Source organism: Glutamicibacter sp. St.4D3 (genome assembly GCF_059728615.1).
Map to the genome: position 1 here is coordinate 3,161,106 of NZ_AP039380.1, position 14,089 is coordinate 3,175,194.

Below are 14,089 nucleotides of genomic sequence, written 5' to 3' on the forward strand. Positions count from 1 at the left end.
AGTCCTCATAGGCGGCGGCCCTGGGTTGACGTTCGATCGTGACCTCCTTTTCGCTAGAGGATACAGCGCCAAACCCTCATTCCACGGCCGCGGTCACTCTCCGCACAGGATCAAGCATGCTAGCGCTCCCCCGTGCCCGTCTCCGGTGGGCCGCCTAGGTTCGTCCGTCTTCAATTCTCAGCACCTGAGCGCTGGCTGAAGGGCCCGGATTTCGCCCCGGCGGCGTGCCATCATGGGCACAGACCTGAAGGACAAGCACGCCTGGTGCTCCGGCAGCGATGCGCCGGGCCGTGGCGCCGTCGAAAGGAGTCCCGCATGAAAACCGTCAGCAAGCTGATCGTCGAATCCCTGGCAGAGTACGGGGTCACCCACGCCTGGGGCGTGGTGGGAGACGCCCTGAACCCCATTACGGATGCGATCCGGCAGGAGCCGGGCATGGAATGGATCGGGGTGCGCCACGAGGAGGTCGCCGCGTTCGCCGCCGGCGCCCAGGCGCAGCTGACGGGGAAGCTGGGATTGTGCATGGGAACGGTGGGCCCGGGCTCGATTCACCTGCTCAACGGGCTGTACGACGCGAAGAAGTCCCACGCCCCGGTGCTGGCCATCTGCGGCCAGGTGCCCTCCTCGGAGATCGGCAGCAGCTTCTTCCAGGAAGTCAACAACGATGTGCTGTTCAGCGACGTGGCCGTGTTCGCGCACACCGTCACCTCCGCCGACCAGATGCCGCAGCTGCTGGAGCAGGCGGTGAACGCGGCCGTCTCCCGCAAGGGGGTTGCGGTGCTGACCGTGCCCGGGGACGTGGGCGGCATGGAGCTGGAGAAGAACGTGCGCCGCGCCCGATTCGTTCCCGAGGCCGCGCAGTCCGCCGCCCCGCGGGCGCAGATCGAGGCGGCGGCCAAGGTGCTGCAGGACGCCGCGAAGGTCACCCTGCTGGTGGGCGTAGGCGCCCGGGAAGCACGTCCCGAGGTACTCGAGCTGGCCGAGCGGCTGCAGGCCCCGATGGTGCTGACCCTCAAGGCCAAGGAAGGCCTGGAAGAGCAGAACCCCTACCAGGTGGGGCAGACCGGGCTGATCGGCAACCCGGCGGCGGCCAAGGCGCTGGATGAGGCCGAGGTGCTGTTCCTGGTGGGCACCGACTTCCCCTACCGGGACTGGTACCCCACCGGCAAGACGGTGATCCAGCTGGACATGCGCGCCGAGCACATTGGCCGGCGCACCCAGGTGGCCCATTCCCTGGTCGGGCACGTGCAGCCCACCCTGGCCGAGCTGCTGCCGCTGCTGAACACCTCGCGCGAGGGCAAGCACCTGAGCGCCATGCGCAAGGACTACGAGCACTGGATGCAGCGTCAAATGAAGATCACCGACCCGCAGCGGGACCGCGGTCTGATCGGCAAGGTGCGCAGCCTGGTGGACAACCCGGATGAGCTGATCCGCCCGGAGGCGGTGGCCGCCGCCCTGGACGCCCAGGCGGACCAGGACGCGATCTTCACCAGCGACACCGGCATGTCCACCGTCTGGCTTTCCCGGTTCATCACGATGAGCGGGACCCGGCGGCTGCTGGGCTCCTACAACCTGGGCTCCATGGCCAACGCCATGCCCCAGGCGCTGGGCGCCCAGGCCCTGGACCGCACCCGTCAGGTGATCGCCAACTGCGGGGACGGCGGGCTGATGATGCTGCTCGGGGATTTGCGCACCGCGGTGACCTACAACCTGCCGGTGAAGTTCGTGGTGTACAACAACGGGCGGCTGGGCATGGTGAAGCTGGAGCAGGAGCAGGGCGGGCTGCAGGAGTTCGGCACCGAGCTGGACAACCCCGACATTTCCGCGGTGGCCCAGGCCATGGGCCTGAAGGTGCAGCGGGTCACCGACCCCCAGCAGCTGGATGCCGCCGTCGCGGCCGCCCTGGCCAGCGAAGGCCCCTACCTGTTGGACATCCAGACCAACCCGCAGGAGATTTCGCTGCCGCCCAAGGCCACCGTCTCGGACGCGTGGGGCTTTGCGATCGCCAAGTCCAAGGAGGCCCTGGAAAGCGCCTAGCTGCAGCAGCATATACCAGACGAATAGCGCTCACCGATTGTATGACGAGGACCCCATGGAAAGGACGTGGACTGATTAAGTGGCAGCACGCGCAACGAGTCGACACCAACAAGGCATGAAGTGGGGCCCTGCGCTAACCGAGCTGCTGGTCGGATTGATTTGCCTGGGAATCGCGGCATTGGCCCTGCTCTGGGTTAGCGGCGTCGTTCAGCCGCCTGAGGAGCTTCCCGGCGTTCGGCGGCCGTGGCATTTCACGTCCTTCACTGTACTGGAGCAGTGGCTCTGGCTTGCATTTTGGACGGCGCTTTCCGTCATGGTGCTCTCCGATGCGATCCGGCGAACCATCGCCACCGTCTGCAAGCGACGGAACCGGGAGTGGGAAGAGCAGGAAACGGATACCGGGTCTGCCTCGGGACGCAAGCGGATAAAGGCAGAAGCGCCACTTCTGCATTCAAAGCACAGGCGTCGACGCTAAGTGTAGTGCTCGGTGAGGCGCGTTGAATTGCTCGGCGGATGAAGACCTCCTGACATGGTGTGGAGCTGTCCAAGTAGCCGCTTCGCAATTGGAAGGCCGCCATTGCCGAACTAACGCAGCGCTGATCCTAAGGCGCGTTTGCCGCTGACCTTGCTCGTCGCCGTCCGCGGCAGGAGCACGAGCGCAGGAATCTCCTTCTCGCCCCTGTACACCCTGGCCTTCATCGCCCTGCCGGGCACCTGCCTGAGTGTTGCCGGGCGCACCTGGGGGGGCGCACCACAACCAGGAGCTAGGCAAGGCATCACGAGCCTTCTTAGCATCGCCGTGCGGGTAACGGTTTACCTCGATTTGAGAAGCACTGACCTAGCTCGCGGGAAAAGTAACAGCGCCTCCCCTCACTTCGAAGTTATCTCGTGAGGGGAGGCGCTGGCTGCTGCGGCAGGCTTCCTACGCCTCGCCGCGGCGGATCAGCTTGCCCTTCGGCGTCTGGAAGTCCACGTCCACCCCGCCGACCATGGCCGAGCGGATGACCCCGGCCAGGGTCTTGCCCTCGTAGGGGCAGATCGGGTTCTTGTGGTGCAGCTTCTTCACGTCCACCACGAACGCCTCATCCGGGGCGAAGAGCGCGAAGTCGGCGTCGTTGCCCAGGGCGATGGCGCCCTTGTTCTTCAGCCCGGCCAGTTCGGCCGGCTTGGTGGACATCCACGCAATGACCTGTTCCAGGCCGATGCCGCGCTGCTTGGCCTCGGACCAGATCAGCGGCAGGCCCAGCTGCAGGGAGGCGACCCCGCCCCAGGCGACGCCGAAGTCCCCGTTTTCCACGTCCTTCAGGTCGATGGTGGAGGGCGAGTGGTCCGAGACGATGCAGTCGATGACCCCTTCCTCCAGGCCCTTCCACAGCAGTTCGCGGTTGGAGGCCTCACGGATCGGCGGGCAGCACTTGTAGGCGGTGGCGCCGTTGGGGATTTCCTCGGCCAGCAGGGTCAGGTAGTGCGGGCAGGTTTCCACGGTCAGCTTCACGCCGTCCGCCTTGGCGCTCTTGATCATGGCCAGCGCGTCCGAGCTGGACAGGTGCAGCACGTGGGCGCGGGCCCCGGTCCAGCGGGCGCGCTCGATCACCTGGGCGATGGCCACGTTTTCCGCGCCGCGCGGGCGGGATTTGAGGAACCGCTCGTACTGGTCGCCCTCGGCGTCCGGGGCGCGGTCGATGGCGTGGGAGTCCTCGGCGTGCACGATCATCAGCGAGTCGAAGGACTTCAGCTCCTCCATGTCCTCCTCCATCTCCTCAACGGTGAGGGAGGGGAACTCGTCCACGCCGGAGTGCAGCAGGAAGCACTTGAAGCCGAACACCCCGGCGTCGTGCAGTTCGCGCAGGTCCTTCTTGTTCCCCGGGATGGCCCCGCCCCAGAACCCGACGTTGACGTACGCCTTGGTGCTGGCGGCCTCGCGCTTGATTTCCAGCGCCTGAAGGTTCACGGTGGGCGGGATGGAGTTCAGCGGCATGTCCACGATGGTGGTCACCCCGCCGGCGGCGGCGGCCTTGGTGGCCGATTCGAAGCCTTCCCATTCGGTGCGGCCCGGCTCGTTGACGTGGACGTGGGTGTCCACCAGACCCGGCAGCAGCACCTCATCGGCGCCGACCTCGATGACCCGTTCGCCGCGCAGGTTGTTGCCCAGCGGTTCGATGGCCACGATCTTCCCGTCCTTCACGCCCACTTCGCGGGCGGTGATTCCGGCCGTGGTCAGGATGCGTTCGCCGCGCAGCACCAAGTCGAACTCGGTGGTCGTCTCGGTGCCGGTGGCGGCCTGGGTGGTTTCGGTGCTCACAGTTCGTGCTCCTGATTCCTGATGTGTGATTCCTTGGGTGCGGGTGCCGGTTGCCTACCGGCGGCCCACGGTGGTGCTCGCGGCATGCTCTTGCGCGATGGTCTTGGCCAGCCGGGTGCCGGCCTCGGTGACCAGTTCGGCCGAGCGGGTCATGGCCTCGCTCGGATCCTTCACCAGGTCCACCAGCGCCACGGTGTGGCGGATGCCGGCGTTGGCCAGCTGTTCGGGGTCCAGCGTGGTGCGCCCGCACACGGCGTAGACAGGGATGCGGTGCGCAGCGGCGGCCTGGGCCACCCCGATGGGGGTCTTGCCCTCCAGGGACTGGCTGTCCAGGCTGCCTTCGCCGGTGATGACCGCGTCAGCGTCGGCCAGGGCCTGGTCCAGCCCGGTCAGCTCAAGCACCACGTCGATGCCGCGGCGGCGTTCGGCCCCCAGCAGCGCGATGGCCGCGTAGCCCATGCCCCCGGCCGCCCCGGCGCCGGGCTGCTGGCGGTATGCGGTGCCCAGTTCGGCCTCGAGCAGGTCGGCGAAGTGGGTCAGCGCCGCATCCAGTTCGGCCACCTGTTCGGCGCTGGCCCCCTTTTGCGGCCCGAAGACCGCCGCGGCCCCGTTGGCCCCGGTCAGCGGGTTCTCCACGTCGGCGGCGAGCACCACGGTGGTGTGCCGCAGGCGCTCATCCAGTCCGGTCAAATCCGCGGTGGCCAGCTGCGCCAGGGCGGCGCCGCCGCCGGGCAGTTCCCGGCCCTGCGCATCGCGCAGGGAGGCGCCCAGCGCCTGGAGCATCCCGGCCCCGGCGTCGGTGGTGGCCGAGCCGCCCACGCCCAGCACGATCCGGGTGGCCCCGGCCGCCAGCGCGTCGCTGATCAGTTCGCCGGTGCCGTAGCTGGTGGCGGTCAGCGGCTGTCGGGTGCCGCCGGGCAGCAGGTCCAGTCCGGAGGCGGCGGCCATTTCGATCACGGCGGTCCCCTCGTGCAGCGCGTAGCTGGCCTCCAGCCGCTGGCCGGTGGGCCCGGTGACCTGGGTGCGGCGTTCGGTGAACCCGGCGGCCAGGGCCGCGTCCACGGTCCCCTCCCCGCCGTCGGCCACCGGCACGGTGACGCTTTGCAGCGGGTCGATCACCCGGGATAGCCCGGTGTGCAGGGCGGCGGCCACCTCGGCCCCGGTCAGGGTGCCCTTGAACTTGTCGGAGGCGATGACGATCTTCATCCCGCGGCCCGCCTTTCCCTCATGGTCCTGCTGACGTTGTTGTTCTTGGCCCGTCCCCGGCGCCGGTGGGGCCCGGGGATGGGTGTGGCCCGCCGGGTGGCGGGCCGTGCCGCCAAGGCGCGCAAGGCGTGCGGCGGATCACAGTCTCCTGTATCCATTGTGCACGCTTTGCGCACCTCGGGGTGTTCCGGTTGGGTGAGTGTGACGACTGACCCTAGCCGAGTACTGCGGTCCGCTCGCTCAGCGGCACCAGGGCGGTCGGCGCGTCCCCGGCCTCAAGGGCCAGGTCCTCGAACTCGTTGACCGCGTCGAGCCCGGCGCCCATCGAGATGTTGGTGACCCGCTCCAGGATGACCTCCACGACCACCGGCACCTGGTGCTCGTCGGCCAGGCGGTTCGCCTCGGCGAAGCCGGCGGCCAGCTGGGAGGGGTCCTCCACGCGCACGGCCTTGCAGCCCAGGCCCTCGGCGACCTTCACGTGGTCCACGCCGTAGCCGTTCATCTCCGGGGAGTTGATGTTCTCAAAGGCCAGGGAGACGTGGTAGTCCATCTCGAAGCCGCGCTGGGACTGGCGGATCAGGCCCAGGTAGGAGTTGTTGACCACCACGTGCACGTAGGGCAGCTTGAACTGCGCGCCCACGGCCAGTTCCTCGATCATGAACTGGAAGTCGTAGTCCCCGGAGAGGGCCACGACCTTCTCGCCCGGCTTGCCGCGCACCACGCCCAGCGCCGCCGGCCCGGTCCAGCCCAGCGGGCCGGCCTGTCCGGCGTTGATCCACTTGCGCGGGCCGAACACGTGCAGCATCTGCGCGCCGGCGATCTGGCTCAGGCCGATGGTGGACACGTAGGTGGTGTCCTGGCCGAAGGCGGCGTTCATCTCCTGGTAGACGCGCTGCGGCTTGATCGGGATGTTCTCGAAGTTGGTCTTGCGGTGCCCGGTGCCCTTGCGCTCGGTGCACTCGGCCGACCACTGGGAGTAGTCCGGCACCCGGCCGGCGGCCTTGCGCTCGCGCACCACCTCAAGGATGGCCTCAAGCGCGGCCCCGGCGTCGGAGGTGATCCCCAGGTCCGGGGAGAACACGCGCCCGATCTGGGTCGGCTCGATGTCCACGTGCACGAACTTGCGTCCGGCGCGGTAGGTGGCCAGGTCCCCGGTGTGGCGGTTGGCCCAGCGGTTGCCGATGCCCAGCACGAAGTCGGAGGCCAGGAACGTGTCGTTGCCGTACTTGGTGTGGGTCTGGATCCCGACCATGCCCGACTGCAGGCGGTGGTCGTCCGGGATCGCGCCCCAGCCCATCAGGGTCGGGGAGACCGGGATGTCCAGTTCCTCGGCCAGCTGAACCAGCGCGGCGCTGGCGTTCGCGTTGATCACCCCGCCGCCGGCGATGATGATCGGGCGCTCATGGCCGGTGAGCAGGTCCACGACCTTCTCCGCCTGGGCGCGGGACATCTGCGGGTTCTGCACCGGCAGCGGCTCGTAGGCATCGATGTCGAAGTCGATCTCGGCCATCTGCACGTTGATCGGCAGGTCGATCAGCGCCGGGCCGGGACGGTTCGAGCGCATGATCTGGAAGGCCTTAGCGAAGGTGCCCGGCACCAGGCCCGGCTCCAGCACGGTCACCGCGTACTTGGTGACCGGCTTGGCGATGGACTCGATGTCCACGGCCTGGAAGTCCTCCTTGTGCAGCACGTTGGTCGGCGCCTGGCCGGTGATGCACAGCATCGGGATGGAGTCGGCGATCGCGGCGTACAGCCCGGTGATCATGTCGGTGCCGGCCGGGCCGGAGGTGCCCAGGCACAGCCCGATCTTGCCGGTGGCCCGCGAGTAGCCGTCCGCGGCGTGGCTGGCGCCCTCCACGTGGCGGTGCAGGGTGTGGCGGATCCCGCCATGGTCCTTCATGGCCGAGTACAGCGGGTTGATCGCGGCCCCGGGCAGGCCGAACGCCTCGGTGGCGCCTTCCTTCTCCAGGATCTGCACGATGGCATCTACGGTGCGCATCTTAGGCATGGGAATCACACTTCCTTGCTGGTCCGGCCGCTGGCCGGGGTCTTTCGAGAAAAGTTTGGATCCAGCCGGCGTTGGTCCGGCTGGGGTGGATAGACCTGCGACGGGACCCGCGGCTGGCACCACACGGAGCAATCACGTGGTCCTTTGCGTGGGGTCCTCGGCTCATCACACCGGCCATCCTGGCTTCCATGAGCACGTGGGGGCCCGGGCAGTCGAAGACTTCGAGCTTCGGGACGATCTGTCAGGGAATCACTGATGTCGCTTCGACCCGGGCGCCCCTGGAGCAGGACGGCTGCGGATCCCAGGACCGCTGCGTGCGGTCTGCGGATCCCGTCACAGGAATCTTTGGGCCAGGCCGGTGTTCCCGGCCCGGGCGGCTACTCGGACTTGCCCGACAGGCGCTGTACGCCGCGGAAGAGTCCGGAGTGGTCCAGCGAGCCGTCGCCGCTGGCCACGGTGGAGCTGACCAGCTGGGCCACCAGGGCGCCCAGCGGCAGGATGACCCCGGCCTCGCGGGCGGCGGAGGTGACGATGCCCATGTCCTTGTTGTGCAGCGCCAGGCGGAAGCCCGGACCGAATTCGCGGTCCAGGATCTTCTGGCCCTTCTGGTCCAGCACCTTCGAGCCGGCCAGCCCGCCACCGAGCACCTGCAGCGCCGAGTCGGTGTCCACGCCGTAGGCCTCCAGGAAGACCACGGCCTCGGACAGCGCCTGGATGTTGGAGGCGACGATCAGCTGGTTCGCGGCCTTCACGGTCTGCCCGGAGCCCGAGGGGCCGACCAGCACGATGGTCTTGCCCACGGCCTCCAGCACGTCCTTGGCCTCGGAGAAGTCCGCCGGCTCGCCGCCGACCATGATGGACAGCACCCCGTCGATCGCGCCCTGCTCGCCGCCGGAGACCGGGGCGTCCAGCGGGCGCAGCCCGGCTTCGCGGGCGGCGTCGGACAGGCGCACGGCCACGTCCGGGCGGATCGAGGAGTTGTCGATCCACAGGGCGCCGGACTTCGCGTTGGCGAAGACGCCGTCCTCTCCGGTGACCACGGCTTCCACGTCCGGGGAGTCCGGCACCATGGTGATCACCACGTCGGCGTCCTTGACCGCCTCGGCGATGGTCTTGGCCGCGGTGCCGCCGGCGGCGGCCAGTTCCTCGGCCTTGGCGGCGCTGCGGTTGTAGCCGGTGACCTTGAAGCCGGCGTTGACCAGGTTCTTGGCCATGGGCAGGCCCATGATGCCCAGTCCGATGAAGGCGATGTTCTTGCTCATTTGTCCTGTTCTTTCAAAGCTGTCGAAGGCGGTGCCGGCGGGGCCGGCCTCGTGCGGGAGGTGCGCTAGGCGGAGGTGCTGGCGGTTTCCAGCCAGTTGAACGCGGTCTCGCGCTCCTGCTTGTACTCCAGGGCGACCTTGCCGGTGTAGCCCAGTTCGCGGGAGCGGTCGATCCAGTCGAACAGCGGCAGGTTGCCGGTGCCCGGTGCGCCACGGCCCGGGTTGTCCGCGATCTGGATGTGGCCGAAGTCCTTGGCGTGCTGCTCGATCACCGCGGCGACGTCATCCCCGTTCACGGCCAGGTGGTAGAAGTCGGCCAGCAGGGCGATGTTCTGGTTGCCGGTGGCCTTGACCTTGTTGATGACCTCCAGCGCGTCGGCGGCGGTCTTCAGCGGGTAGGCCGCGGTGCCGGAGACCGGCTCGATCAGCACGGTGCCGCCGATGGGGGCCACGCCCTCGGTGGCGGCGACCAAGTTCTTCAGGCCCAGCTCGTCCTGCTCGGCCGGGGTGTATTCCTCCTGGCGGTTGCCGTAGAGCGCGTTGAAGGCCTTGCAGCCGGTGGCCTCGCCGATCGCGGCGACCACTTCCACGTTCGCCTTGAACTCGGAGCAGCGGCCCTTCCAGGACACCAGCCCGCGGTCGCCACCGGGCATGTCACCGGCGTAGAAGTTCAGTCCGTCCAGCTGCACGCCGGCGTCCTTGAGGGAGGCGACGAACTTATCCACGTCCTTGTCGCCCGGCACGGCCTCGGCGAACGGCCACCAGAATTCCACGCTGTCGAAGCCCGCGGCCTTGGCGGCGGCTGCGCGTTCCAGGATCGGCAGTTCGGTCAGCAAGATCGAGCAGTTCAGTGTGTAGGACACGTCGTTCCCTCCTTGAAGTCTTTCCATAATTTCAACATGTGGAAACTATGTTTTGGTTTATGGAAACTTTATGGCGAGATCTGGGTCACTGTCAAGGGGGTTGCGTAACGCGGCGAACATCTGGGGGCGGGGCCGGGAAATTCCGTGGCGAACCCGCCGGCGACCGGTCAAGGACAGGGCGAACGGCGGCTTGCCTTGAGGTATCCGGCCCGTGAAGCCCGCCGGATCACGCGGCAACGGGACGACCATCGCGCGCACCGCGGGCACCACGGCACCCCTTCACCCGCCCTGTGGCATTGCGGAGTATTTTTCCGCATCGCAGAAGGCAGACACTCCGCCTGACGGAAAACCAGTGGTCAATAGTTATCGGCATCCGGAGAAATTCGCCCCGTGGGACGTTGCGGTACCCCGCTGCTGTCCAGGGTGGGGACCGCGGCGATATTCAGGCGATCCTGTCCGAACGCATGAAGCCATACCGGAACCGTGAACTACCACCGCAGCAAGGTTGAAGCCGGCCGCATGCCGCCCTCACCGCCCAGCCGCGCTCAGGCCAACCAGCGCTGGGCTTGGTCCGGCGCCGAAGGGCCGCCGCCCTCGGGGCGCAGCACCGGCAGCACCCCGGGCGGCACCGGCTGGTGGACGTGGGTGCGCTGCAGGGCTGCGGCCACCACGTCGTACACCGAATGCCGGCGTGCGTACGCCTGGCGCTGGAAATGAGCGCCGCTGCCGTGGCGCAGGATCCCCTGCACCCCCTGGCGCACCGGATCCAGCTCACCGAGCTCCTCCAGCACCGGGCGCACCGCGCGCAGCAGCCCGGCCACCACCTCGGTGGCCGGGGCCGGCGCGCCGCTGGCCGGGTCGACCAGCGCACCGCTCACCCCTGCCCGGCTGGCCTGAAAGCTCCACAGCCGCAGTTCGGCGGCCGGAACCTGCACCGGCGGCCGCTGGGTGTCGCGGGCCGCGGTTTCCACCAGGGCGCGCACGAGGGTGGCGATCACCGCCGCGTGGGCCGGGTCAAGGCAGACGTCGGTGATGCGCACCTCCACGGTGGGCTGGTGCTCGCACACCCGCACGTCGAAGTACAGCATCCCGGCATCCAGCGGCACCCCGGTCCTCAGCAGCGCCTGCTGGTGGCGTTCATAGCCCTGCACGGAGCCGAACAGCTCGCTGGGCCCGGAGGTGGGCCAGCGCGACCACACCTGGTAGCGGTAGGAGCCGTACCCCGAGTCCCGGCCCGCCCAGAACGGGGAGTTCGCGCTCAGCGCCAGCAGGGTGGGCAGCCAGATGCGGATCCGGTCCACCACCGCCACGGCCTCCTCGGGCGAATCGATCTCCACGTGCACGTGGAAGCCGTTGGTCAGCTGCTCGTCGGCGGTGATGCCGAACAATTCCTCCATCTTACGGAAGCGGGGCTTGGGCACCAGGTGGGAGACCAGGCGTTGCGGCGGCACCGGCAGCGCCACCACCTGCCCGCCCACATTCGCGGCGGCGCTGGCCGCCAGGGCGCGTCCGGTGCGGATCGCCTCCAGCTGCCCGGCCAGGCTCGTCTGCGGCGGACACACGATCTCCAGCTGTTCCTGCTTCAGCTCCACGGTCAACTGGTGTCCCGTTGCGGCCGTGCCGGGCGCCGAAGCCACGGCCTGCTCGGCCGCCGCCAGCGGCTCCAGCGTGAGCCCGTCGACCAGCAGCAGTTCTTCCTCCACACCAAATGTGCGCATCAGCCGGCCCTCCCCGTCTTGCTTGACGATGCCGCCCGGCTCCCCGCGCCGTGCGGATCCGAACCGTCCGGAAGGCCATGGCCTTGGCCTGCCGCGTCCTTGGCCGGCAACCGGCACGACCAGCAGGAGACCTGGTGGCATCTTGGTGCAGTGAACACTAATAGCGGCCCCGACATCCGTGGGGTTTTCCCCAAAAGTCTCAGGTCACATCCAGCCGACTGGCCTTGCGCATCGCTCACCGCCTACCGCTGAAGGCAGCCTTCCCCGCTGCCGGAAGCACACGTGAAGAACGACCTCCCACGGCTTTCCCCATCTGGTTGTGGTCGGGGTCATAGTGTCGGTGGGGGTTGGGATGATGGGGTATGGGCAGAAAAGAGATCTTCGATTCCGGGGATGACGTCCACCGGTTACCGATCCTGGCCAGCGGTTTTCGGGACCACTGGGGCATCGACGGGGTGCTGTATGCCGGGATCGATTACAAGCTTGCGTGCCAGCCCCTGACCTCGGCCGTGACCGATGAGTTACTGGCGGCCGCGCCGGGGTCCCCGGGTGAGGTGCTGGAGCGGTTGGGAACGGTGGGGCGGCTGCGTTCGATGCTCGATGCCGTTGAGGCGGTGTTGCTGGCCGAGGGGCTGGAGCTGTCGTATTTGCAGGACCGGCAGAAGGGCATCACTGATCCGCTGCAGTTGGCCAGTATCCAGAAGTACGGGGTGAAGCCGGGCTCGGAGCAGGTGATCCGGCAGAATTTCGTGGCCGAGGCGTCCTTGGCCACCCGCACCACTGAGTACTCGACCAATGCGCGCCTGTTGGTGGCCGAGGGGTTGCGTCAGTTGTGTCCGCGCACCTTGGAGGCGTTGCGGCAGGGGCAGATCACTACCCGCAGCGCGATCACGGTGATTCGTTCCAGTCAGGATCTGCAGCCGGAGCAGGTGGGACAGTTGGAGCAGAACCTGTTGCCGGTGGCCCGGCGGGATACTGATGCGCAGGTGAGTAAGCGGGCGAAGAAGCTGCGCACCCAGATGCTGCCCGAGGCCCCGGCCACCCGGCGTGAACGCCGGGTGGAGGAGCGCTATGTGCGGTGGTGGGCCGAGCCTGATGGGATGGCCGCGTTGCAGGCGTGCCTGCCGGCGGAGGACATCATGGCGATCATGAAGAACATCACCGCGCACGCCAATGAGCACCGGGAGCCGGATGAGCAGCGCAGCGACGCGCAGCTGCATGCCGATGTTTTCCGGGACGTGCTGATCCAGGGGTGGCCGGAGAGGCCCGGGCCGGGGGTGCGGGTGAAGCTGCACGTGTTGTTGCCGGCCCTTCAGTTGTTGGCCGCCCCGGGGACCGCGTTGGCCGAGTTGCAGGGGTACGGGCCGATCCCGGCCGGGGTGGCGTTGGCGTTGGCCCGGCACGCCCCGTCCTTTGCCCGGGTGCTTACCGATCCGTGGGACGGGGCCCCGATCGATGTGGGCCGTACCCGGTACCGGCCTCCGGCGGCGTTGCAGGAGCTGGTGCAGTTGCGTGATGAGCATTGCCAGTTCCCTGGGTGCCGGCGCCCGGCGGAGCGGTGCGAGATCGATCATGTCAAGGACTGGGCCAAGGGCGGGACCACCACCCGGGATAACACCAAATTGTTGTGTACCCGGCATCAGATGTTCAAACACGCGTTGCGGTGGCAGAGCCAGTTCCTGCCTGATGGGTCGGTGCGCTGGGAATCCCCGAACGGGTTGGTGCACTTTTCCGATCCGGGCAGCCTGACCACCGTGAATGGCCGCTCCAACTACACGATGAGCGCTCCTTCACGACAGGCGGTGTATGTGGATGAGAAGCTGCGTGAGGTGTTGGCGTTGCATGAGATACCGCCGGGCACTCCGGGGTATTGGCATGATCCCAGCGACCCGGACCTGACCTCGCAAATCCCCGGGGACCCGCCACCGGGCGCCGGGAACCGGGCACCACCCGGCCCACCGGGCGACGACCTCGACCCGCCGGGCGATGACCCGGAACCGCCGGATGCCACCTTGCCCTGGCATGCCGGGGATGAGCTGGAACCTGGCTAATCCCATCGGTCCGTGATGCGCCGTCGGCCTGTGGCCGCCCCACCCCGGGACGGCCACAGGCGCCAGCGATGTTTGTTCAGACCGCGACCCTGATTCCCTTGGCTCAAGTTCCACCTCGCAAGCTTGTTTCCAGCCTCTATTCCGCTGGACAGAATGAATTCATTCCGCAGGGCAAGAGGAATCCCTTCCGTATGCTGGAAGCGAATTATTTGCTTGCGGAATCAGCATGGCACCACTACAGTAAGAGCACCATTAGTGATGTGGCACACATCTCGGAGTTCTTTCTCAGGAGCAGCCATGATCAGTCTCGATCTGATTCTCTGCAGCGCCCATATGGGCCGGCAGTGGATTCGCCGTTCGCACTACGCCGCGAAACGCAACGCGGCGCTGGCCGGCCACTATGCCGGCTACAAAGATACTTTTCTGCGCGTCTGAGATTTCCTTTTTCCTCCGCACGCCCCGCCCATGATTTTGGCGCTGGCGTTTCCGGAGAGGCACCCTTTGCCTGCGGCCCCTGTCGCTCTGACCACTTCGCCGCAACCTTCCATACCGAATCAGCTCATTTGCCCTCGGTTCTCCTTAACTTTTGCAGTCCGCTTTGCGCTGCCCGCAGCCGCTGCCTTGGCCTGCCATAAATCTCAG

Annotated in this window: 10 protein-coding genes; 4 read left to right on the top strand and 6 right to left on the bottom strand. The window is 67.7% G+C overall.

Features of this window, described 5'->3' with window-relative positions; all coding sequences use genetic code 11:
* The first annotated feature begins 315 nt into the window (after positions 1 to 315).
* Together AC6I21_RS14565 and AC6I21_RS14570 are read left to right on the top strand one after the other, a co-directional pair.
* Positions 316 to 2,037: a thiamine pyrophosphate-dependent enzyme gene (locus AC6I21_RS14565; RefSeq protein ID WP_497762742.1), complete on the top strand. Its 1,722-nt coding sequence runs from the start codon at positions 316 to 318 to the stop codon at positions 2,035 to 2,037.
* Positions 2,038 to 2,116: 79 nt separating this feature from the next.
* On the top strand, positions 2,117 to 2,512 hold the full coding sequence (locus AC6I21_RS14570) for a hypothetical protein (RefSeq protein WP_497762743.1): 396 nt from the start codon (positions 2,117 to 2,119) through the stop codon (positions 2,510 to 2,512).
* 447 nt (positions 2,513 to 2,959) lie between these two features.
* Here AC6I21_RS14570 and allB read toward each other — a convergent pair whose 3' ends face one another.
* The 6 genes from allB to AC6I21_RS14600 all read right to left on the bottom strand — a co-directional run bounded on the left by allB (position 2,960) and on the right by AC6I21_RS14600 (position 11,396).
* Positions 2,960 to 4,339: an allantoinase AllB gene (allB, locus tag AC6I21_RS14575; RefSeq protein WP_497762744.1), complete on the bottom strand. Its 1,380-nt coding sequence runs from the start codon at positions 4,337 to 4,339 to the stop codon at positions 2,960 to 2,962.
* A 54-nt stretch (positions 4,340 to 4,393) separates the two neighbouring features.
* Positions 4,394 to 5,545 (bottom strand): glycerate kinase, encoded by a 1,152-nt coding sequence (locus AC6I21_RS14580; protein ID WP_497762745.1) that lies wholly within the window; start codon positions 5,543 to 5,545, stop codon positions 4,394 to 4,396.
* Positions 5,546 to 5,759: 214 nt separating this feature from the next.
* Positions 5,760 to 7,553, bottom strand: coding sequence for a glyoxylate carboligase (gene gcl, locus AC6I21_RS14585; RefSeq protein ID WP_138176334.1), 1,794 nt, complete (start codon positions 7,551 to 7,553; stop codon positions 5,760 to 5,762).
* A gap of 377 nt (positions 7,554 to 7,930) precedes the next feature.
* Positions 7,931 to 8,815 (bottom strand): 2-hydroxy-3-oxopropionate reductase, encoded by an 885-nt coding sequence (locus AC6I21_RS14590; RefSeq protein ID WP_138176332.1) that lies wholly within the window; start codon positions 8,813 to 8,815, stop codon positions 7,931 to 7,933.
* A 65-nt stretch (positions 8,816 to 8,880) separates the two neighbouring features.
* Positions 8,881 to 9,678, bottom strand: coding sequence for a hydroxypyruvate isomerase family protein (locus AC6I21_RS14595; protein ID WP_497762746.1), 798 nt, complete (start codon positions 9,676 to 9,678; stop codon positions 8,881 to 8,883).
* Between the two features lie 545 nt (positions 9,679 to 10,223).
* Entirely contained in the window at positions 10,224 to 11,396 is a 1,173-nt protein-coding gene (locus tag AC6I21_RS14600) for a glutamate--cysteine ligase (RefSeq protein ID WP_138176328.1), read from the bottom strand.
* A 362-nt stretch (positions 11,397 to 11,758) separates the two neighbouring features.
* Here AC6I21_RS14600 and AC6I21_RS14605 point away from each other — a divergent pair, with 362 nt between their 5' ends.
* Positions 11,759 to 13,447: an HNH endonuclease gene (locus tag AC6I21_RS14605; RefSeq protein WP_497762747.1), complete on the top strand. Its 1,689-nt coding sequence runs from the start codon at positions 11,759 to 11,761 to the stop codon at positions 13,445 to 13,447.
* Positions 13,448 to 13,744: 297 nt separating this feature from the next.
* A complete protein-coding gene (locus tag AC6I21_RS14610; protein WP_171021197.1) occupies positions 13,745 to 13,882 on the top strand; it encodes a hypothetical protein in 138 nt (45 codons plus the stop codon).
* Positions 13,883 to 14,089: the final 207 nt, after the last annotated feature.

Bases quoted from the DNA above. Each gene is read 5' to 3' on its own strand.
- AC6I21_RS14565 (WP_497762742.1), top strand. From the start codon at position 316: ATGAAAACCGTCAGCAAGCTGATCGTCGAATCCCTGGCAGAGTACGGG.
- AC6I21_RS14580 (WP_497762745.1), bottom strand. From the start codon at position 5,545: ATGAAGATCGTCATCGCCTCCGACAAGTTCAAGGGCACCCTGACCGGG.
- gcl (WP_138176334.1), bottom strand. From the start codon at position 7,553: ATGCCTAAGATGCGCACCGTAGATGCCATCGTGCAGATCCTGGAGAAG.
- AC6I21_RS14590 (WP_138176332.1), bottom strand. From the start codon at position 8,815: ATGAGCAAGAACATCGCCTTCATCGGACTGGGCATCATGGGCCTGCCC.
- AC6I21_RS14600 (WP_138176328.1), bottom strand. From the start codon at position 11,396: ATGCGCACATTTGGTGTGGAGGAAGAACTGCTGCTGGTCGACGGGCTC.
- AC6I21_RS14605 (WP_497762747.1), top strand. From the start codon at position 11,759: ATGGGCAGAAAAGAGATCTTCGATTCCGGGGATGACGTCCACCGGTTA.
- AC6I21_RS14610 (WP_171021197.1), top strand. From the start codon at position 13,745: ATGATCAGTCTCGATCTGATTCTCTGCAGCGCCCATATGGGCCGGCAG.